Source organism: Burkholderia orbicola (assembly GCF_900100915.1).
Taxonomy (GTDB): Bacteria; Pseudomonadota; Gammaproteobacteria; order Burkholderiales; family Burkholderiaceae; genus Burkholderia; species Burkholderia orbicola.
Genome location: NZ_FNKW01000001.1, coordinates 1855919 through 1876495, shown reverse-complemented (window position 1 = coordinate 1876495; position 20577 = coordinate 1855919). Strand labels below are relative to the sequence as shown.

The window sequence follows — 20577 nt, the reverse complement described above, 5'->3', positions numbered from 1 at the left end:
CTTAACGGATCTTCACGCCTTCGAGCTCGGGCTTCGGCGGCGGGAATTCCAGCTTCATGTCGGTCATCGTGCGCAGCAGCAGCTCGGCGATCATCACGTTGCGGTGCGTCTTCGAATTCGCCGGGATCACGTACCACGGCGCATGCTCGGCCGACGTCGCGGCGAGCGCGTCGCGGTACGCGGACTGGTACGCGTCCCAGTGCTTGCGCGCGTCGAGATCGGAGATGTCGAATTTCCAGTGCTTGGTCGGGTCGTCGATGCGTGCCTGCAGCCGCGCGCGCTGCTCGTCCTTCGAGATGTGCAGGAAGCACTTGATGATGGTCGTGCCGTTCTCGAACAGCATCGTCTCGAAATCGCGGATCTGCCGGTAGCGGCGCTCGCACTCCTTGTCGCCGATCGCGCCGAGCACACGCGGCACCAGCACGTCCTCGTAGTGGCTGCGGTTGAAGATCGCGAGCTCGCCCGCCGCCGGCACCTGCGCATGCACGCGCCACAGGAAGTCGTGCGCGGCCTCGATCGGCGTCGGCGCCTTGAACGGCACGATGCGCAGGCCGAGCGGGTCGACTTCGCGAAACACCGCGCGCACGGTGCCGTCCTTGCCGCTCGTGTCCATCCCCTGCAGCACGAGCAGCACGCGCTTCTTCTGCTGCGTGTGCAGACGCTCCTGCTGCACGTCGAGCTCTGTCGACACGACCGACAGCCGTTCGCGGTCGGCCTCCTTCGAGCCCGACGAAAACGGCTTCGCGCCAGGGTCGAACGCGTCGAGCTTGAATGCGGCGGCTTCCTTCTCGCGCGTGCTGTAGGGCACGCGGAAATCGTCGAGCGACGGTTGTTTCGCCATTCGTTCCTCCGTTGGACGGTGTGGTGCATACGATAACGCATCCACCAAACGCGACGGGCCGCCCCGAACTGGTTCGGAGCGGCCCGTCGTCAAGCGCGGTTCAGACGCGCGCGCATGCTCAGCCGAGCTTCTTCTTCAGCAGTTCGTTGACCTGCTGCGGATTGGCCTTGCCCTTGGTCGCCTTCATCGCCTGGCCGATCAGCGCGTTGAACGCCTTTTCCTTGCCGGCGCGGAATTCCTCGACCGACTTCGCGTTCGCCGCGAGCACTTCGTCGATGATCGCTTCCAGCGCGCCGGTGTCGGAGATCTGTTTCAGGCCCTTCGCGTCGATGATGCGGTCGGCCGCGCCTTCGTCGGTCGCCTTCTCGTCCCAGATCGTCGCGAAGATTTCCTTCGCGATCTTGTTCGAGATCGTGCCGTCGGCGATGCGCTGCAGCAACAGCGCGAGCTGCGCGGCCGACACCGGAATCGCGTCGATCTCGATGCCGTCGCGGTTCAGCTGCGACGACACGTCGCCCATCAGCCAGTTCGCGACGATCTTCGCATTCGCCGCGCCGGCCTTCGCGACCACCGACTCGAAGTACGCGGCCATCGCCTTGCTCGACGTCAGCACGCCCGCGTCGTACGCGGACACGCCGTACTCGTCGACGAAGCGCTGCTGCATCGCGGCCGGCAGCTCCGGCATGCCGGACTGCACGCGCTCGACCCAGTCCCGGCCGATCACGAGCGGCATCAGGTCGGGGTCGGGGAAGTAGCGGTAATCGTGCGCGTCTTCCTTGCTGCGCATCGAGCGCGTCTCGCGCTTGTCCGGGTCGTACAGGCGCGTTTCCTGCACGACTTCGCCGCCGTCCTCGATCAGCTCGATCTGGCGACGCACTTCGTAGTTGATCGCTTCCTCGAGGAACCGGAACGAGTTCAGGTTCTTGATTTCCGCGCGCGTGCCGAATTTCTCCTGGCCGACCGGGCGCACCGACACGTTCGCGTCGCAGCGGAACGAGCCTTCCTGCATGTTGCCGTCGCAGATGCCGAGCCACACGACGAGCGCGTGCAGCGCCTTCGCATAGGCCACGGCCTCGGCCGCGCTGCGCATTTCCGGCTCGGTGACGATCTCGAGCAGCGGCGTGCCCGCGCGGTTCAGGTCGATCCCGGTCATCCCGGCGAAGTCTTCATGCAGCGACTTGCCCGCGTCCTCCTCGAGGTGCGCGCGGGTCAGGTTGACCGTCTTCTCGTACGCAGGCTTGCCGGCCTTCTCGTTGGCCGGCACCTGGATCGTGATCTGGCCGCCCTGCACGACCGGAATCTCGTACTGGCTGATCTGATAGCCCTTCGGCAGATCGGGGTAGAAATAATTCTTGCGCGCGAAGATGCTGCGCGGCGCGATGGTCGAGCCGATCGCGAGGCCGAAGCGGATCGCCCGCTCGACCGCGCCGCGGTTCAGCACCGGCAGCACGCCCGGCAGCGCCAGGTCGACCGGACACGCCTGCGTGTTCGGCTCGGCGCCGAACTGCGTCGATGCGCCCGAGAAAATCTTCGAGACGGTCGACAGTTGCGCGTGCGTCTCGAGACCGATAACGACTTCCCACTGAGTAGCCATATGCTTACACCCCTGCCGGAACTTGCTTGTGCCAGTCGGTCGCGCGCTGGAACGCGTCGGCGACCTGCAGCATCCGGGCTTCGTTGAAATAGTTGCCGATGATCTGCAGACCGACCGGGCGCTTCGCGTTCGCGCCCGCGCCGAAGCCGCACGGCACGCTCATACCGGGCAGGCCCGCGAGGCTCACCGACAGCGTGTAGATATCCGCGAGATACATCTGCACCGGATCGTCACCCTTCGCGCCGAGATCCCATGCGACCGTCGGCGACGCCGGGCCCATGATCACGTCGCAGGACTTGAACGCTTCCTGGAAATCGTTCGCGATGATGCGGCGGATCTTCTGCGCCTGCAGGTAGTACGCGTCGTAGTAGCCGTGCGACAGCACGTAGGTGCCGACCAGAATCCGGCGCTTCACTTCAGGCCCGAAGCCTTCGGCGCGCGACTTCTTGTACATGTCGAGCAGATCGCCGTACTGCGCGGCGCGGTGGCCGAAGCGCACGCCGTCGAAACGCGACAGGTTCGACGACGCTTCCGCCGGGGCGATCACGTAGTACACGGGGATCGACAGTTCCGTCTTCGGCAGCGACACCGGCACGAGCGTCGCACCGAGCGCTTCGTATTGCTTGAGCGCCGCGTCGATCGTCGCGCGCACGTCGTCGGCAAGGCCGGCGCCGAAATACTCGTTCGGCAAACCGATGCGCAGGCCCGCGAGCGGCTTGCCCGCGTCGTTGCCGGCCACCCACGGCTGACCGAGGTGGCGCGTGAAGTCTTCGTCGTCGCGCTCGAGGCTCGTCGAGTCGCGCTCGTCGAAGCCGGCCATCGCGTTCAGCAGCAGCGCGCAGTCGGACGCGCTCTGCGCCATCGGGCCGCCCTGGTCGAGCGACGACGCGAACGCGATCATCCCGTAGCGCGACACGCGGCCGTAGGTCGGCTTGATGCCCGTCACGCCCGCGAACGACGCGGGCTGGCGGATCGAGCCGCCGGTGTCGGTGCCGGTCGCGGCCGGCGCGAGGCGCGCGGCGACGGCGGCCGAGCTGCCGCCCGAGCTGCCGCCCGGCACCGCGTTCGTGTCCCACGGGTTCTTCACCGCGCCGAACGCCGAGTTTTCGTTCGACGAGCCCATCGCGAACTCGTCCATGTTGGTCTTGCCGAGCGTGACCATGCCGGCCGCCTGCAGGCGGGCGACGACGGTCGCGTCGAACGGGCTCTCGTAGTTCGCGAGCATCTTCGAGCCGGCGGTCGAGCGCCAGCCGCGCGTGACGAACACGTCCTTGTGCGCGATCGGCAGGCCGGTGAGCGCGCCGCCCGCGCCGCGCGCGAGTTCGGCGTCGGCGGCTTTCGCCTGCGCGAGGGTGAGGTCGGCGTCGACTTGAACGAACGCGTTCAGGTCGCGCGCGGCGTCGATCCGTTTCAGATAGTGCTGCGCGAGCTCGACGGCCGAGCATTCCTTGGCGGCGAGCGCGGCGCGCAGTTCGGTCAGGCTTTTTGCGTGCATTGAGTGGTTTTCCTGGGAATTCTGGGTCGCGCGCGGCGCAGGACGGCCGGCGCGCTTGTCATCGAATGCTTACTCGATCACCTTCGGCACGAGATAGAGGCCGTCCTGGACGGCCGGCGCCGGACGCTGGTTGTCGTCGCGATTGACGACTTCCGTCACGGCGTCGTCGCGCAGGCGCTGCGCGACTTCCTGGATCTGTTCGATCGGGTGGGCGAGCGGCGCGATGCCGGCGGTGTCGACCGCCTGCATCTGCTCGACGAGGCCGAAGAATTCATTGAGCTGGCCGAGCATGTGCTCGGCGTCGGCGTCGGCCATTTCGAGTCGCGCCAGGTGCGCGATGCGTTTCACATCGGTCAGGGTCAGGGCCATGCGATCACCGGAAAAACAAGGCTGCGCAGTGCATCGAAAGCAGCACTGCGGCGGGGGGTTGGAGGGTGCGATCCACCCTCAGAAATCGGGGCCGAAGCGGCAAAAATACCGCCCGTTTCGATTCAAATACCGTGAAATTATAAGGTATCATTACGCGTTCGACCCAAACCCGGCAGCCTTTTCCCGCACCGTTTCGCCCTGCTTCGGCAAGCCGTGCGTGCTTCGTGCGATCCCCGGTAGACATCACTCGCAGCTTCGTGCGCCGCGGCGGCCGCTTCCGCCACGCTTCCCGAGGCTGTTATTTTTTCCGCTGCCGCCCTCAGCGCTCGCTATGCAGGGCCGGCCCAGAGCGAAACAGGATTCTGAATGTTCGGTTTTTTGCGCAGCTACTTCTCCAACGATCTCGCGATCGACCTCGGCACCGCAAACACCCTGATCTACATGCGCGGCAAGGGCATCGTGCTCGATGAACCGTCCGTCGTGTCGATCCGCCAGGAAGGCGGCCCCAACGGCAAGAAGACGATCCAGGCGGTCGGCAAGGAAGCCAAGCAGATGCTCGGCAAGGTGCCGGGCAACATCGAGGCGATCCGCCCGATGAAGGACGGCGTGATCGCCGACTTCACCGTCACCGAGCAGATGATCAAGCAGTTCATCAAGACGGCCCACGAGTCGCGCATGTTCTCGCCGTCGCCGCGCATCATCATCTGCGTGCCGTGCGGCTCGACCCAGGTCGAGCGCCGCGCGATCAAGGAAGCGGCGCACGGCGCCGGCGCGTCCCAGGTCTACCTGATCGAGGAGCCGATGGCGGCCGCGATCGGCGCGGGCCTGCCGGTCTCGGAAGCCACCGGCTCGATGGTCGTCGACATCGGCGGCGGCACGACCGAAGTCGGCGTGATCTCGCTCGGCGGCATCGTCTACAAAGGCTCGGTGCGCGTCGGCGGCGACAAGTTCGACGAGGCGATCGTCAACTACATCCGCCGCAACTACGGGATGCTGATCGGCGAGCAGACCGCCGAGGCGATCAAGAAGGAAATCGGCTCCGCGTTCCCGGGCTCCGAAGTCAAGGAAATGGAAGTGAAGGGCCGCAACCTGTCGGAAGGCATCCCGCGCAGCTTCACGATCTCCAGCAACGAAATCCTCGAAGCACTGACCGATCCGCTGAACCAGATCGTGTCGTCGGTGAAGATCGCGCTCGAACAGACGCCGCCGGAACTCGGCGCCGACATCGCCGAACGCGGGATGATGCTGACGGGCGGCGGCGCGCTGCTGCGCGACCTCGATCGCCTGCTCGCGGAAGAAACCGGCCTGCCGGTGCTCGTCGCGGAAGATCCGCTGACCTGTGTCGTGCGCGGTTCGGGCATGGCGCTCGAGCGCATGGACAAGCTGGGCAGCATCTTCTCGTACGAGTGATCGCCCAGTGATCGCCTAGGCAGTCCCGTTTGATATGACGCACCCGCGGCGTGGCCGGATCGCTCGTTCAGAACGAACCGCCGCGCCGTTTGCGCGTCTGAGCATTATTTAACCGATCACACGCGCCCGGCGCCGACCATGGAATACAGTCCGCCGCCCCTCTTCAAGCAAGGTCCGCCCGCGCTCGCGCGGCTCATCTTCTTCGTCGCCCTCGCCATCGCGCTCCTCGTGTCGGACGCGCGCTTCAGCACGCTCGAAATCGTGCGCGGCGTGCTCGGCACCGTGCTCTACCCGCTGCAACGCGCGGCGCTCGTGCCGCGCGACCTGTTCATGGGCGCGGCCGACCTCGCCGTCACCGGCGCGGCGCTGCGCCACGAGAACGACGATCTCCGCAAGCGCAACCTGCAATTGTCCACGCAGGCCAACCAGGCCGCCGTGCTCACGCAGGAGAACGCGCACCTGCGCGCGGTGCTCGAACTGCGCCAGCACATCGCGACGCAATCGACGCCGGTCGAGATCCAGTACGACACGAGCGATCCGTTCACGCAGAAGATCGTGGTCGGGCAAGGCTCGCAGCAAGGCATCCAGGACGGCTCGCCCGTCGTCAGCGAGGACGGCGTGGTCGGCCAGGTCACGCGCGTGTTCCCGCTGCAATCCGAAGTCACGCTGGTCACCGACCGCGATCTCGCGATTCCCGTGCAGGTGCTGCGCACCGGCCTGCGCAGCGTGATCTACGGCACGCCGAAGGGCGATTCGCTCGACCTGCGCTTCGTGCCGACCAGCGCGGATCTCGTCGCCGGCGACGAGCTGATCACGAGCGGCCTCGATGGCGTCTATCCGCCCGGCCTGCCGGTCGCGAAGGTCGTGCGCGTCGACAAGCTCGCCGATACCGCGTTCGCCCGCGTGACCTGCGCGCCAGTCGCGGCCGTGCGCGGCGCGCGCCAGATGCTCGTGCTGCATTACCGCAACGACATCCCGCCGCGCCCGGCCGAGCCCGATCCCGCCGCCGAGAAGAACGCGAAGGGCAAGAAGGGTGCGAAAGCCGCCGCGAAGGGCGAAAAGGCCGAGAAGGCCGAGAAAACCGACAAGGCCGACGCGAACGCGAAGCCGGCCGCCGCGGCCCAGCCCGGTGCGAAGCCGGCGCCCGCGGCGCCTGCCGCGCCCGCGAAGCCCACGGCCGGGCAATCAGGAGCCCAGCGATGAACCGCCCGCAATACATCCTGCAGCCGGTCAATCCGTACTTCATCGTCTTCAGCCTCGCCGCCGCGTTCCTGCTGAACCTGATGCCATGGGGCCGCCTGCCCGGCGTGCCCGATTTCGTCGCGCTCGTGCTGCTGTTCTGGAACATCCACCAGCCGCGCAAGGTCGGGATGGGCGTCGCGTTCGCGCTCGGCATCCTGATGGACGTGCACGACGCGGGGCTGCTCGGCGAGCACGCGCTCGCCTATACGCTGCTGTCGTACGGCGCGATCACGATCCACCGCCGCGTGCTATGGATGCCGATCGGCGTACAGGTGCTGTACGTCACGCCGCTGCTGGTCGCCGCGCAGCTCGTGCCGTTCGTGATCCGCCTGCTGATGGGCGCCGCGTTCCCCGGCTGGCGCTATCTCGTCGACGGTTTCGTCGAAGCCGCGCTGTGGCCGATCGCGAGCCACCTGCTGCTGATGCCGCAACGCCGCCCGGTCGACCCGGACGATACGCGCCCGATCTGAACCGGACCGACCTTGAATACCCGCCGCCCCCACGCCCGCCGCGCGCCGCGCTCCGGGGCGGCACCTCGCCCGCGTCCGCGCGCGGGCCAGATTGCCCTTAAATGACCGAATTCAACGACACCCAACAGCAGCTCTCGAGGTTCCGCCTGCGCGTCGCGGCGGCGGGCGTGTTCGTGTTCGTCTGCTTCGGGCTGCTCGCGAGCCGCTTCTTCTACCTGCAGCTGATGCAGCACGGCAAATACGCGCTGCAGGCCGAGGAAAACCGCATCTCGGTCGCGCCGATCGTGCCGAACCGCGGGATCATCACCGACCGCAACGGCGTGATCCTCGCGAAGAACTACTCGGCGTACACGCTCGAGATCACGCCGTCGAAGCTCGACGACACGCTCGACAACACGATCGACAAGCTGTCCGAGATCATCCCGATCGACGCCCGCGACCGCCGCCGCTTCAAGAAGCTGCAGGAAGACTCGAAGAACTTCGAGAGCCTGCCGATCCGCACGCGGCTCACCGACGCCGAAGTCGCGCGCTTCACCGCGCAGCGTTTCCGCTTCCCCGGTGTCGACGTGCGCGCGCGGCTGTTCCGCCAGTACCCGCTCGGCATGACGGCCGCGCACGTGATCGGCTATATCGGCCGGATCTCGAAGCGCGACCAGGATCGCATCGACGCGATGAGCGACGACAACGACAGCGACCAGGAGCACTACGATCCGCGCCGCGACGCGAACAACTACAAGGGCACCGACTACATCGGCAAGATCGGCGTCGAGCAGAGCTACGAGACCGAGCTGCACGGGCTGACGGGCTTCGAGGAAGTCGAGGTGACGGCCGGCGGCCGGCCGGTGCGCACGCTGTCGCGCACGCAGGCGACGCCCGGCAACAACCTCGTGCTGTCGCTCGACATCGGGCTGCAGCAGGTCGCCGAGCAGGCGTTCGCCGGCAAGCGCGGCGCGCTCGTCGCGATCGAGCCGAAGACGGGCGACGTGCTCGCGTTCGTATCGTCGCCGAGCTTCGACCCGAACTCGTTCGTCGACGGCATCGACCAGCAGACCTGGGACGAGCTGAACAACTCGCCCGACAAGCCGCTCCTGAACCGTCCGCTGCACGGCACCTACCCGCCCGGCTCGACGTACAAGCCGTTCATGGCGCTCGCGGGCCTCACGCTCGGCAAGCGCACGCCGGGCTGGGGCTTCCAGGACCCGGGCTACTTCACGTTCGGCGGCCACACGTTCCGCAACGACGTGCGCTCGGGCCAGGGCTGGGTCGACATGAACAAGGCGATCATGGTGTCGAACGACACCTACTTCTACATGCTCGCGCGCGACCTCGGCGTGAACGCGATCGCGAACTTCATGAAGCCGTTCGGCTTCGGCCAGATCACCGGAATCGACATCCAGGGCGAGGCGCGCGGCATCCTGCCGTCGACCGACTGGAAGAAGAAGGCGTTCAAGAAGGCCGCGCAGCAGAAGTGGTTCGACGGCGAGACGATCAGCCTCGGGATCGGCCAGGGCTACAACTCGTTCACGATCCTGCAGCTCGCGCATGCCACGGCAACGCTCGCGAACAACGGCGTCGTGATGAAGCCTCACCTCGTGAAGGAAGTCGAGGACCCGATCTCGCGGGCGCGCCACCTGACCGTGCCGAAGGAAAGCGAGGTGATCCCGCTGAAGGCGGCCGACATCGACGTCGTGAAGCGCGGGATGGAGAACGTGATCGAGAACCCGTCCGGGACCGCGTACAAGGTGTTCCGCGGCGCGCAGTACCTCGCCGCCGGCAAGACCGGTACCGCGCAGGTGTTCTCGCTGCAGGGTTCGAACTACAAGGGCCACCTGCTCGCCGAACACCTGCGCGACCACGCGCTGTTCATCGCGTACGCGCCGGTCGACCATCCGCAGATCGCCGTCGCGCTGGTCGTCGAGAACGGCGGCTGGGGCGCGCAGGCCGCCGGCCCGATCGCGCGCCGCGTGCTCGACTACTACCTGGTCGAGCGCCAGAACCCGAAGAACGAGGCCGCGGCCGTGGCCGCCGCGGCGTCGGCGACCGAGCCTGTGAGCGCGCCGGTGGTCGGCGACACGTCGAAGCCCGCCACGATCGCGGCCGGCTTCACCGCACTGCCGCAGCCGGTCGTGCCGTCGGCGGCCAGCGCGGCCGAGGCGGCATCGGCCGCGTCGGGTGCCTCGGCCGCATCGGGTGCGGCCAGCGCCACCGCGCCGGCCGACGCGAGCGCCGCGGCGCCGATGGCCGCGAGCCTGCCGCCGATCCGGCGTCCGCACCGGCCGCGCCGGCCCGCCAGCGACGCGCAGCCGGTCGCCGCCGCGCCGCGGGACGACAACCATCGTGCGACGGCCCCCGCGAAAGCGGCGGACGCCGGCACCGCTCATTAACGGAGAAAGGCATGCAATTCGACAAGCGCGCCTGGCTCGACAAGATCAAGCAGATGTTCGCGGGCTTCGACCGCCCGCTCGCCCTCATCGTGTTCCTGTTGCTGTGCGTCGGCATCGTCACGCTGTACAGCGCGTCGATCGACATGCCGGGCCGCGTCGAGGACCAGTTGCGCAACATCCTGCTGACGTTCGTGCTGATGTGGGTGATCGCCAACATCCCGCCGACCACGCTGATGCGCTTCGCGGTCCCGCTCTACACGTTCGGGGTGACGCTGCTGATTGCGGTCGCGCTGTTCGGGATGACCAAGAAGGGCGCGAAGCGCTGGCTGAACGTCGGCGTCGTGATCCAACCGTCCGAAATCCTCAAGATCGCGACGCCGCTGATGCTCGCGTGGTACTACCAGCGCCGCGAAGGCGGGCTGCGCTGGTACGACTTCATCGCCGCGTTCGGAATCCTGCTGGTGCCGGTCGGGCTGATCGCGAAGCAGCCCGACCTCGGCACGGGCCTGCTCGTGTTCGCGGCCGGCTTCTTCGTGATCTACCTCGCCGGCCTGTCGTTCAAGCTGATCGTGCCGGTGCTCGTCGCGGGCGTGCTCGCGGTCGGCTCGATCGCCGTGTTCGAGGAACGCATCTGCCAGCCCGAAGTACAGTGGCCGCTGATGCACGACTACCAGAAACACCGGGTGTGCACGCTGCTCGACCCGACCTCCGACCCGCTCGGCAAGGGCTTCCACACGATCCAGGCCGTGATCGCGATCGGCTCGGGCGGCGTGCTCGGCAAGGGCTACCTGAAAGGCACGCAGGCGCACCTCGAATTCATTCCGGAAAAGCACACCGACTTCATCTTCGCGGTGTTCTCGGAGGAATGGGGGCTCGCCGGCGGGCTCGTGCTGCTGACGCTGTACATGGCGCTGATCGCGCGCGGGCTCTACATCGCCGCGCAAGGCGCGACGCTGTTCGGCCGGCTGCTCGCGGGCTCGCTCACGCTCGCGTTCTTCGTCTACGCGTTCGTCAACATCGGGATGGTGAGCGGCGTGCTGCCGGTCGTCGGCGTGCCGTTGCCGTTCATGAGCTACGGCGGCACCGCGCTCACGACGCTCGGCATCGCGATCGGGATGATCATGAGCGTCGGGCGGCAGCGGCGGCTGATGAAAAGCTGACCGCGGGCCCCGCACCGCGGCACACGAAAACGGCGCCCCGGCGCCGTTTTTCATTGGATGCGCCGAATGCGGCCGCTTACTGCGGCGGCGCGTGCGGCTTGCCCTGCTCCCCGCCGGCGCCCGATGCCGGCCCCGGCGCCTTCAGCCGCGCGCTCAGCTCCTTGAATTTTATCCCGGCCGTCTCGTCGCCCTGCGCGGCCGCCGCCGCGTAATACGCCCGCGCGATGTTCAGGTTCTGCGCGACGCCGTCGCCGCCGCGCTCGTAAAACGACGCGGTCACGTACTGCGCGGTCGGCTCGCCCGCGTCGGCGGCCTGCTTGTACCACGCGAACGCCTGACGGTTGTCGCGGGGCGTGCCGCGCCCGTCGAGGAACTGGTTCGCGAGCGACAGCTCGGCCTGCACGTGCCCCTGCTTCGCGGCGCGCAGGAACCAGCGATGCGCTTCCGCCGGATTGCGCGCGACGAATTCGCCATCGTCGAACATCCGGCCGTACACGTACTGCGCATGCGACATGTTCGCGTCCGCCGCGCGCCTGAGCCAGCGCAGCCCTTCGTCGACGTTCGCCGTCACGCCTTCGCCCGTCAGCAGCATCATCGCGTAGTTGAACTGCGCGAGCCGATCGCCGCGCTCGGCCGCATCGTGGAATTGCACCAGCGCCGCGCGATAATCGCCGGCGTTGTAGTCGGCAACCGCCGATTGCGTCTCGTGCGACGGATCGGGCTTCGCTTGCGGCGCGCCCTGCGCGGCGGCCACCGCACACACGGCCCACAGGCCGACCATCGTCCCGATCCGCACGCGCCCGCGGCACGCAGCGTCTGCGCCGTTCATGACCGTACCTCCTGCAACGCCTGCCGCGTCGCGCGCAATAGCCAGCTCACGTCGGCCGATACCGTGATCATCCGGTAACCGGCGTCGCGATACTGGCGCGCGGCCGCCGTGTCGCCCGCGAAGATGCCGACCGCGACGCCTGCCTGCTTGCCGGCCGCGAGCACGCGCGCCATCGCGGTTTCGACGTCCGGGTGGCGGATGTCGCCGAGATGCCCGAGGCTCGCCGCGAGGTCGGCCGGGCCGACGAACAGGCAGTCGACGCCGGGTGTCGCCGCGATCCGCTCGACTTCGTCGACGCCGCGCGCCGATTCGACCTGCACGACCACCGCCACTTGCGCATTCGCCGTCTGCAGGTAGTCGCGGCGCATGCCGAACGCCGCCGCACGCACCATGCCCGCGACGCCGCGCAGCCCGTCGGGCGTGTCGGGCGACGGGAAGCGCGTGAGCCGCACCGCGTGCGCGGCGTCGTCGGGCGTCTCGATACACGGGAACATCAGCGTGCGCGCGCCGGCGTCGAGCGCGCGCTTCACGAGCCACGGCTCGCGCGCCGGCACGCGCACGACCGGCTCGCTCGGCAGGTGCGCCGCGGCGATCGCACGCAGTTGCGACGCCACGTCGCGACTGTCGTTCGGCGCATGCTCCATGTCGATGCAGAGCCAGTCGTAACCGGCGTGCGCGAGCGCTTCCGCGGCCGAGTCGCTGCCGAGCGACAGCCACAGGCCGTACAGCGGCTCGTCACCGTCGCGCAGGCGTTGTTTGAGGGAATTGGTGAGCGTGCTCATCGATACGGCCTCCGGAACGGAACGGCAATCGAACGGGACAAGCAACAGGCGCAGCGGAAAGCGGAATGCATACCGCCGGGCAACCGAAGCACGGCGGCGGCGACGGATCGCGCGCCGGAGAACGTGAGTCGGCCCGGGACGGCCGATCTGACAGCGCGGGCCGCGCAATGGCTCACGCGAGCGTTTTTCGGTGCGGCACGTCGATCATAGCGCGGCGGGCGCTCGATGCGGGAACAGACAGGGGAAGCCCTACCGACGCGGGAAGGAGGGAGTCGAGGCCGCGGTGCGCGGCGACGGGCAGCCCGCGCCGGACGGCGGGGCTGCGGGGGCAGGCAGGATCAGCGGCCGGGCTGGCGCTCGACGTCGGCCCAGCAGTTCGGCGTTTCGTACAGCCGCACGCGCTCGAGGCGCAGGTTCACGCCGTAGTGCGCGTCGTACACGTTCGCGAGGAGGTCGAACGCGATCGCCGCGAGGTTCTCGACGGTCGGGATCCGGTCGATCACGACCGTCTTGTGGTCGGCCATCTGCTCGAGGAACGAGCGCACGACGTCGTCGCGCGCATAGACCAGGAACGCGTGGTCCCACTTGCTGACGAGGTGCTCCATCGCGAGCGCCTTCACGTCGGCGAAATCCATCACCATGCCGCGGTCGGGCGCCCCCTCGGTATCGACGAGATCGCCGCGCAGCGTGATTTCGAGCACGTAGCGATGGCCGTGCAGGTTCCTGCACTGGCTGCGGTGATCGGGAATGCGGTGGCCCGCGTCGAATTCGAGTTTTCGGGTAATCAGCACGATGTCAAAAGCCGTGGCTCAGGGAATGTTCAGATATTTGTGGGTCTGCATCGACAGCCGCCACTGCGGATGACGCTTGCACCAGTCGATCGCGAGCTTCGTGTTGAGGTCGCGCGACGGGCCGTCCATCGGCTGCACGAGAAAATACTCGAAATCGAGCTTCGCGTAGTCGGCCAGCCGCTGGTTGTCCTGCGGCACGACGACCTTCAGTTCGTTGCCCTTCGTGACGACGAGCGGCGCATCGGCCTTCGGGCTCACGCAGATCCAGTCGATCGATTCGAGCACCGGCAGCGAACCGTTGGTCTCGATCGCGATTTCGAAGCCCGCCGCGTGCAGCGCGTCGACGAGCGGCTGGTCGAGCTGCAGCATCGGCTCGCCGCCCGTGCAGACGACGAAGCGATTCGCTTCGCCCTCCGGCCACAGGCCGGCGATCGTCGCGACGAGCGCGGCGGCGTCCTTGAACTTGCCGCCGTTCTCGCCGTCGGTGCCGACGAAATCCGTATCGCAGAAGCGGCACACGGCCTCCGCACGATCCTCTTCGCGGCCCGACCACAGGTTGCAGCCGGCGAACCGGCAGAACACGGCCGGCCGGCCCGCATTCGCGCCCTCGCCCTGCAACGTGTAGAAAATTTCCTTGACCGCGTAAGTCATCGTGCTTCGTCCGGCTCGCGCCGCTCGTTGTCGATCAGAATCCGTTGTCCATCAAGCGCTGCCCGCGCGAGCCGCATCACAGCGGCGCTTCGGTCACCCGCTCGCCCTTCAGGTAAGCCTCGTAGCCGCGCTTGCGCAGCTTGCAGGCCGGGCATTCGCCGCAGCCGAAGCCCCAGTCGTGCAGTTCCGCGCGCTCGCCCACGTAGCACGTGTGCGTCTCGACGCGGATCAGTTCGACGAGCGCCTCGCCGCCGAGCTGTTCGGCGAGCTGCCAGGTCTGCGCCTTGTCGAGCCACATCAGCGGCGTCTCGAGCACCATGCGCGTATCCATCCCGAGATTCAGCGCGACCTGCAGCGCCTTCATCGTGTCGTCGCGACAGTCTGGATAGCCCGAGAAATCGGTCTCGCACATCCCGCCGACCAGCACGCGCAGCCCGCGGCGATAGGCGATCGCCGCGGCGATCGTCATGAACATCAGGTTGCGGCCCGGCACGAACGTGTTCGGCAGGCCGTTGGCCGTCGTCTCGATCTCGATCGTGCGCGTCATCGCGGTATCGCTGATCGCGCCGAGCACCGACAGGTCGATCATGTGATCGTCGCCGAGCCGGTCCGACCACGCCGGAAACCTGTGCTTCAGCGCTTCGCGCACGCCTTCGCGGCACTCGAGTTCGACGCGATGACGCTGGCCGTAATCGAAGCCGAGCGTCTCGACCGTCTGGTAGCGTTCGAGGGCCCATGCCACGCACGTGGCGGAGTCCTGCCCGCCGGAAAACAACACGAGCGCGCCGTCTTTAGCGTCTGTCCGAATCACCGTGATACTCCGTGAATGTGTAGGCTCGCGTCGCACTGCGCCCCGAGGCCGGCTGCCGCCGGGCGGCCCGACGCGACCGGCCTGCGCCGGCTCGACCAGTATAGGCAGCGCGGTCGGCCGCGAATGCGGCGGCGCGCTTATACCGCTCATCGCGCGGCATCGTGGCCGCGCGCCACGACAGGCGCGCCACGGGCAGCCTGCCATGCGCATGAAGCGATGCGCTAAGTCATTGAGCGGGCACGGATTTTATCATGCCCCGGCGAATGCTGCCGGGCCCGCCGCCCACGACACGCGATACCCACCACAAACGAAAAACCCCAAGAACCTTCCGATTCTTGGGGTTTTAAATGCTGGTGGCCTGGGACGGAATCGAACCATCGACACGCGGATTTTCAATCCGCTGCTCTACCAACTGAGCTACCGGGCCAACGAAGAATGAAAGTATATCGAGCTATCCGCCCCCGGGCAAGTGCTTTCGCAAAATATTTTACAGCGCACCTTCGGACGGCTTCTTGCCGAGCTCGACGCCGAGCTGCTTGAGCTTGCGATACAGGTGCGTGCGCTCGAGGCCCGTCTTCTCCGCGACGCGCGTCATGCTGCCGTTCTCGCGCGCGAGGTGATACTCGAAGTACGCGCGCTCGAACGCATCGCGCGCTTCGCGCAACGGGATGTCGAACGGGATCGCGGCCGTCTGGCCCGCGAGGCCGAGCGCCGACGCCATGTCGTCGCCGAGCGTCGGCAGCGCCGCCGCGGACGCGACCGCCGCCGGCCCCGCGGCCTGCCCGCCGCCCGCCTTCGCCGCCGCGTTCGCGGACACCGGCGCCGCGCCGCGGGCGAGACCGTGCTCGACCGACTTCAGCAGCTTCTGCAGCGCGATCGGCTTTTCGAGGAAATCGAGCGCGCCGATCTTGGTCGCCTCGACGGCCGTATCGATCGTCGCGTGCCCGGACATCATGATCACGGGCATCGTCAGCAGCCCCTGCGCCGCCCATTCCTTGAGCAGCGTGACGCCGTCGGTATCGGGCATCCAGATATCGAGCAGCACGAGATCGGGCGCCTGATTCAGCCGGTATTCCCGCGCGGCCTGCGCGTTCTCCGCCGCCTCGACGACATGTCCTTCATCGCTGAGGATCTCCGAGAGCAATTCCCGGATGCCCATTTCATCATCTACCACCAGGATGGTTGCCATTTACGCTGCCTTTGTCTGCTCACTTGCTTTTGTCTTGGCGGGAGTCGTCCCGTCCTGTGCACCCGGTTCGGCGCCTGGCGTATCGCTCGCCATCTGCAGGAACAGGATCGATACCTGCGCACCCTCGACGGTCTCGCCGTGCATGCGATTGCGCAGATCGATCCGCGCGCCGTGCTCGTCAACGATTTTCTTGACCGTGGCCAGCCCGAGCCCCGTGCCCTTCGCCTTCGTCGTCACGTAAGGCTCGAACGCGCGGGTCAGGATGCGTGCCGGAAAACCGGGCCCGTTGTCGGACACGGTCAGACGTACCGCGACGCGCGTTTTGCCCTCGGCGTCGGGGTCGCCATATTCTACTGTCTTGGTTTCGATCAACACACGCGGATGCGCGGACTCCGCGACCGAATCCTGCGCATTCTGCAGCAGGTTGTGAATCACCTGGCGCAATTGCGTCGCGTCGCCGCGAATCACCGGCAGCGACGGCGCGAGCTCGGCGACGATCGGGCTCTTGCCTTCGCCGACGCCGTACAGCCCGAGCACCTCGCTCGCCAGTTCGTTCAACTGCAGGTTCGCGAGCACCGCCGGCGGCGTGCGCGCGTATTCGCGGAAATCGTCGACCATCCGCTTCATCGCGGCCACCTGGTTCACGATCATCGTCGCGCCGCGCTTGAGCACGTCCGCGTCGGGCGGCGCGAGCTTGTCCGACAGCTTCATCTGCAGCCGCTCGGCCGACAGCTGGATCGGCGTCAGCGGATTCTTGATCTCGTGCGCGAGCCGCCGCGCGACCTCGCCCCACGCGACCGAACGCTGCGCGGAAATCACGTCGGAGATGTCGTCGAACACGACGACGTAGCCGGACGTCTGCGGATCGTCGGCCTGCCCCTCGACCGTCGACACGAGCCGCGTGCCGCGCACGAGCAGCGTCAGCGGATCGGTTTCGCCCGGCACCTCGATCGCGAACTGCTGCTGCCAGTGGCCGCGATCGCCGCTGCCGCCGTCGGACGCCGCCTCGCGATCGGCGAACGCCTTGCGCACCATCGCGCCGAACCCGGCGGCCACGCCGATCCGGTCGAGCGTCGTGCCGATCAGCGAGTTGAACGGCTGCCGGAAGATCCGCTCGGCGCCGCGATTGGCCGTCGTCAGCCGGAACTGGCGGTCGAGCACGAACACGCCGGCCGTCAGGTTCGCGAGGATGCTCTCGAGATACGTCTTCGAATGCTCGAGCGCGATGCGGTTCTTCTCGACCGCGAGCCGCGCCTCGGACAACTGGCGCGTCATCGCGTTGAACGACTGCGTGAGGAAGCCGAGCTCGTCGCGCGTCTTGATCTCGCGCTTCGGCGTGTAGTCGCCTTCCGTGATCTCCTTCGTGCCCTGCGCGAGCAGGAACAGCGGCCGCGCGAGCTGCTGGCCGAGCGCGAGCGCGAGCATCATCGCGATGAAGGTCGCGAGGAACAGCGCGAGCGTCAGCGTGCCGATGTACATCTTGCGCAGGCCCGTGCGGCCGAGCGACTTTTCCTGGTACTCGCGGTACGCGCGCTGCACGGCGTCCGCGTTGTGCGCGAGCCCGGGCGGCACCGGCTGCGTGAGCTGCAGGAACCGCTCCGCCGGCTGCAGCAGCGACGTCGTCGCGTCCGGAATCGGCCGCACGACGCGTAACCGCAGCGCGCCCTTCGCGCCATGCGCGCGCGGGTCGCCGTCGACTTCGCCCTCGATCGCCGCATACGCGCCGTGTTCGCGCGCCTGGCTCAGCATCAGCGGCGTCGGCAGGTCGTCCGGAATCAGCGCCGCGAAGTTGCCCGACGCCTGCGCGACGATGTGCAGGTCGGGCGCGGCGCCCGAGCCGCCGCGGCTCGGCTCGACGATCGTCGCGTCCTGCACGCCGAACTGGTCGCGCAGCCGTAGCAGCGTGAGCGTCGTGCCGTTCGTGTTCGCGTCGACGCTCGCGAGCTGGTCGGACATCAGCCGCGCCTTGGTCTGCAGATCGGACAGCGACGCATCGAGCATTCCGCGGCCGAGGTTCAGCCCGGCCGTCAGCGCCGTCTCGACGTTCACGTCGAACCACGACTCGATACTGCGCGACACGAACTGGTACGACACGATGTAGATGATCCCGCCCGGCACCACGCCGACGAGCGCGAAGAACACCGCGAGCTTCGCGAGCAGCCGCGTGCCGAACTTGCCCTTCCTCAGGCGCACGACGATCATCCCGATCAGCCCGAGCACGACGAGCAGGAACACGAGCGCGACGATGATGTTCGTCGCGTACAGCCACGAGTAGTAGCGGTCGAAGAATTCGGTGTTCGCGCTCGCGGCCGCGAGCAGCACGAGCAGCAGCAGTGCGGTGATCGCGACCGTCGAGACGATCACGCGGATGAGGAGGCTCTTCCCGCTGGCCGCGCGGCGTACTTTATTTAGCACGTTCGGTCACCGTGAAGTTGAAGCGCTTCCAGTCCGACCCGAGCGTCCAGTCGCGGTTGTTCACGGCATCGACCTGGAACGGCTTCGGCATCAGCGCCGTGTCGAGCTGCATCCGCACCGACGCCGTGTAGGTTTCGCCTGCCCGTACCTGGTTACGGTCGATCACGTGCCACGACGTGATGTGGCGGACCACCGCGAGCGCATCCTTCAGCGACGGGAAGCCGAGCTGCAGGCCGCCGGTCGACACGCGGTACTCGCGCGTGAGCGGCTGGAACGACAGGCGGATCGTCTGCGTGACCGCCACCGGCTGCTCGTCGAACCAGTACCAGCGCGCGCGGCTCAGCTCGAAGTCGGTCGTGAAGTAAAGCGGGATGCCCTTGTTGACGGCATCCTCGAGGTTCGGATTCAGCTCGAAGTCGAACCGCGCGTCGAGGCTCCAGCCGCTGCCGTCGGACTGGAGCGACGCGCGCTGCACGGCGATCGATTCGGCATGCGCCGGCCGGACGACGGCCAGGCACAGCGTCAACGCGACCAGCAAGACGGCCGCGAGCCGAAAGGGAAAAAGGTGTTTGATCGTCACCGTTTCTGAAACCGCGCGTAGAAAAATCCGTCGTGATCGGTGTTCTGGTCGAGTGCGCCGGCGGCCGCCCGTCCCTGCACGCCGCCCGGCAGCAGTTGGCCGGGGGCGTCCAATCGTACCGCATCTTCACAGGCCGCTTCAAACCAGCGGGCCTGCAATTCGCCTTCCTCGGGGAAGATCGAACAGGTCACGTAAAGCAGTTCGCCGCCCGGCTTCACGAGCGGCCACAGCGCCGACAGGATGCGACGCTGCTCCGCGACCAGCGCCGGGATGTCGGCCTCGCGGCGCAGCCAGCGGATGTCGGGGTGCCGCCGCACGATGCCGGACGCCGAGCACGGCACGTCGGCCAGGATGCGATCGAACGGACGCCCGTCGTACCAGGTGTCCGGCGTGCCCGCGTCGCCGACGCACACGTTCGCCGCGAGTGACAGGCGCACGAGATTCTCGCCGATGCGCGCGGCGCGCGTCGCGTCGCTTTCGAGCGCCACGACCTCCGCATCGGCGAGTTCGAGAATATGGCCCGTCTTGCCGCCGGGCGCCGCGCACGCGTCGAGCACGCGCATGCCGTCGCGCGCGCCGAGCCATTCGGCCGCGAGCTGCGCGCCGGCGTCCTGCACCGACACCACGCCGTCGGCGAAGCCCGGAATGCGCTCCACCGGCAGGGCCGACGCGAGCCGCACCGCGTGCCGCCCGATCGCGGTCGCGTCGATTCCGCTCGCACGCAGCGTGTCGAGATACGCATCGACGCTCGCGCGGCGCGCATTCACGCGCAGCGTCAGCGGCCCCTGATGCTCGCCGGCCGCGAGGATCGCCTGCCACACGTCGGGCCATGCGCGCTTCACCGCATCGACCCACCACGCGCGGTAGTTCCAGCGTGCGACCGGGTCGTCCTGCATCGCGGCGACGAGTGCGTCACGCTCGCGCAGGAAACGGCGCAGCACCGCGTTGACCATCCCCTTCGCGAACGCGAATTCGCGGCGCGCACCGATGACGGTGACGGCTTGGTCGACCACCGTGAACGCCGGGTACGCGGCCTCGTCAGGCGGGTCGAGCAGCAGCGCGAACGCACCGGCGAGCACCGCGTGCACGTGCGCGGGCGGCGCCTTGCTGACGAACTTGCCGATCAGCCAGTCCGCGCTGCCGAGGCGACGCATCGTCCGGTAGGCGACGTCCTGCGTCGCGCCGCGCGCGAGCGCCTGCGCACCGGACGGCATCTGCGCGAATACCGTCGACAGCGCCGCCGGCAACGCGGTGCCGCGTCGCACCGCGTCGACCGCCTGCGCGGCCGCGTCGAGCGCGAAGCCGAGCGAATCGGGCGCCAGGTGCAGCGCAGCCAGGCGCGCCGGGCGGCCGGAAGAAGTCGAAGCGGAAGAACGGGGTCGTGTCATCGGTACGGAATGGGCGAGCAGGCGCGGCAATCAGGTGCGGCAAACAAATGCGGCAAACGGCGGGATCGCGGCGGCCAGATGACCCGGCGATCCCAAACCGCGCATTGTAGCGTGCGGCCATACTGGCCCTTTGGCCCCTTTACGGCGCGCACAAATGAAACACCCCGCAGCGCGAA

18 protein-coding genes and 1 tRNA gene are annotated in these 20577 nt (G+C 67.8%); 5 read left to right on the top strand and 14 right to left on the bottom strand.

All coding sequences use genetic code 11. The features are described 5' to 3' along the window. Position 1: 1 nt before the first annotated feature. From BLS50_RS08925 to gatC, 4 genes are all read right to left on the bottom strand, one after another. The gene (locus BLS50_RS08925) at positions 2-841 is read right to left on the bottom strand and encodes a polyphosphate kinase 2 family protein (protein ID WP_006477481.1); all 840 of its coding nucleotides are present in this window, start codon (positions 839-841) and stop codon (positions 2-4) included. Between the two features lie 118 nt (positions 842-959). Further along, on the bottom strand, positions 960-2435 hold the full coding sequence (gatB, locus tag BLS50_RS08920) for an Asp-tRNA(Asn)/Glu-tRNA(Gln) amidotransferase subunit GatB (RefSeq protein WP_006477480.1): 1476 nt from the start codon (positions 2433-2435) through the stop codon (positions 960-962). A gap of 4 nt (positions 2436-2439) precedes the next feature. Continuing rightward, positions 2440-3930, bottom strand: a complete 1491-nt coding sequence (gatA, locus tag BLS50_RS08915) for an Asp-tRNA(Asn)/Glu-tRNA(Gln) amidotransferase subunit GatA (RefSeq protein WP_074802003.1) — start codon at positions 3928-3930, stop codon at positions 2440-2442. A gap of 69 nt (positions 3931-3999) precedes the next feature. Continuing rightward, on the bottom strand, positions 4000-4299 hold the full coding sequence (gene gatC / locus BLS50_RS08910) for an Asp-tRNA(Asn)/Glu-tRNA(Gln) amidotransferase subunit GatC (protein WP_006477478.1): 300 nt from the start codon (positions 4297-4299) through the stop codon (positions 4000-4002). A 366-nt stretch (positions 4300-4665) separates the two neighbouring features. On the opposite strand from gatC, the gene BLS50_RS08905 reads away from it, so the two are divergent. The 5 genes from BLS50_RS08905 to rodA all read left to right on the top strand — a co-directional run bounded on the left by BLS50_RS08905 (position 4666) and on the right by rodA (position 10965). Then, positions 4666-5709: a rod shape-determining protein gene (locus tag BLS50_RS08905; RefSeq protein ID WP_004189550.1), complete on the top strand. Its 1044-nt coding sequence runs from the start codon at positions 4666-4668 to the stop codon at positions 5707-5709. A gap of 138 nt (positions 5710-5847) precedes the next feature. Next, entirely contained in the window at positions 5848-6912 is a 1065-nt protein-coding gene (gene mreC, locus BLS50_RS08900) for a rod shape-determining protein MreC (RefSeq protein ID WP_074802000.1), read from the top strand. After that, positions 6909-7421, top strand: coding sequence for a rod shape-determining protein MreD (gene mreD / locus BLS50_RS08895; RefSeq protein ID WP_006477476.1), 513 nt, complete (start codon positions 6909-6911; stop codon positions 7419-7421). The genes mreC and mreD overlap by 4 nt, the downstream gene beginning before the upstream one ends. Positions 7422-7522: 101 nt before the next feature. Then, positions 7523-9805, top strand: a complete 2283-nt coding sequence (gene mrdA, locus BLS50_RS08890) for a penicillin-binding protein 2 (protein WP_069233293.1) — start codon at positions 7523-7525, stop codon at positions 9803-9805. Positions 9806-9816: 11 nt separating this feature from the next. Beyond that, entirely contained in the window at positions 9817-10965 is a 1149-nt protein-coding gene (gene rodA, locus BLS50_RS08885; RefSeq protein WP_011546477.1) for a rod shape-determining protein RodA, read from the top strand. A 76-nt stretch (positions 10966-11041) separates the two neighbouring features. Here the strand turns inward: rodA and BLS50_RS08880 are convergent, their stop codons facing one another. The 10 genes from BLS50_RS08880 to rsmB form a co-directional block, all read right to left on the bottom strand. Next, entirely contained in the window at positions 11042-11794 is a 753-nt protein-coding gene (locus BLS50_RS08880; RefSeq protein ID WP_074801998.1) for a tetratricopeptide repeat protein, read from the bottom strand. Then, complete coding sequence (locus BLS50_RS08875) at positions 11791-12576, bottom strand: HpcH/HpaI aldolase family protein (RefSeq protein ID WP_027807152.1); 786 nt, start codon at positions 12574-12576, stop codon at positions 11791-11793. The genes BLS50_RS08880 and BLS50_RS08875 overlap by 4 nt, the downstream gene beginning before the upstream one ends. A 338-nt stretch (positions 12577-12914) precedes the next feature. Next, a complete protein-coding gene (gene queD / locus BLS50_RS08870) occupies positions 12915-13367 on the bottom strand; it encodes a 6-carboxytetrahydropterin synthase QueD (RefSeq protein WP_006477472.1) in 453 nt (150 codons plus the stop codon). A gap of 18 nt (positions 13368-13385) precedes the next feature. Continuing rightward, positions 13386-14018 (bottom strand): 7-carboxy-7-deazaguanine synthase, encoded by a 633-nt coding sequence (gene queE / locus BLS50_RS08865; RefSeq protein WP_011546480.1) that lies wholly within the window; start codon positions 14016-14018, stop codon positions 13386-13388. Positions 14019-14094: 76 nt separating this feature from the next. Then, a complete protein-coding gene (gene queC / locus BLS50_RS08860; RefSeq protein ID WP_011546481.1) occupies positions 14095-14829 on the bottom strand; it encodes a 7-cyano-7-deazaguanine synthase QueC in 735 nt (244 codons plus the stop codon). A gap of 351 nt (positions 14830-15180) precedes the next feature. Next, a tRNA-Phe gene (locus BLS50_RS08855) sits at positions 15181-15256 on the bottom strand. 60 nt (positions 15257-15316) lie between these two features. Then, complete coding sequence (gene esaR / locus BLS50_RS08850) at positions 15317-16018, bottom strand: response regulator transcription factor EsaR (protein ID WP_006495385.1); 702 nt, start codon at positions 16016-16018, stop codon at positions 15317-15319. Then, complete coding sequence (gene esaS, locus BLS50_RS08845; protein ID WP_011546482.1) at positions 16019-18433, bottom strand: sensor histidine kinase EsaS; 2415 nt, start codon at positions 18431-18433, stop codon at positions 16019-16021. It lies immediately after the preceding gene. Then, positions 18423-19013, bottom strand: coding sequence for a DUF4390 domain-containing protein (locus tag BLS50_RS08840; protein WP_006477467.1), 591 nt, complete (start codon positions 19011-19013; stop codon positions 18423-18425). The genes esaS and BLS50_RS08840 overlap by 11 nt, the downstream gene beginning before the upstream one ends. After that, positions 19010-20401 carry a 16S rRNA (cytosine(967)-C(5))-methyltransferase RsmB gene (gene rsmB, locus BLS50_RS08835; protein WP_074801995.1) on the bottom strand — a complete coding sequence of 464 codons (1392 nt, stop codon included), beginning with the start codon at positions 20399-20401 and terminating at the stop codon, positions 19010-19012. The genes BLS50_RS08840 and rsmB overlap by 4 nt, the downstream gene beginning before the upstream one ends. Between the last annotated feature and the right edge of the window lie 176 nt (positions 20402-20577).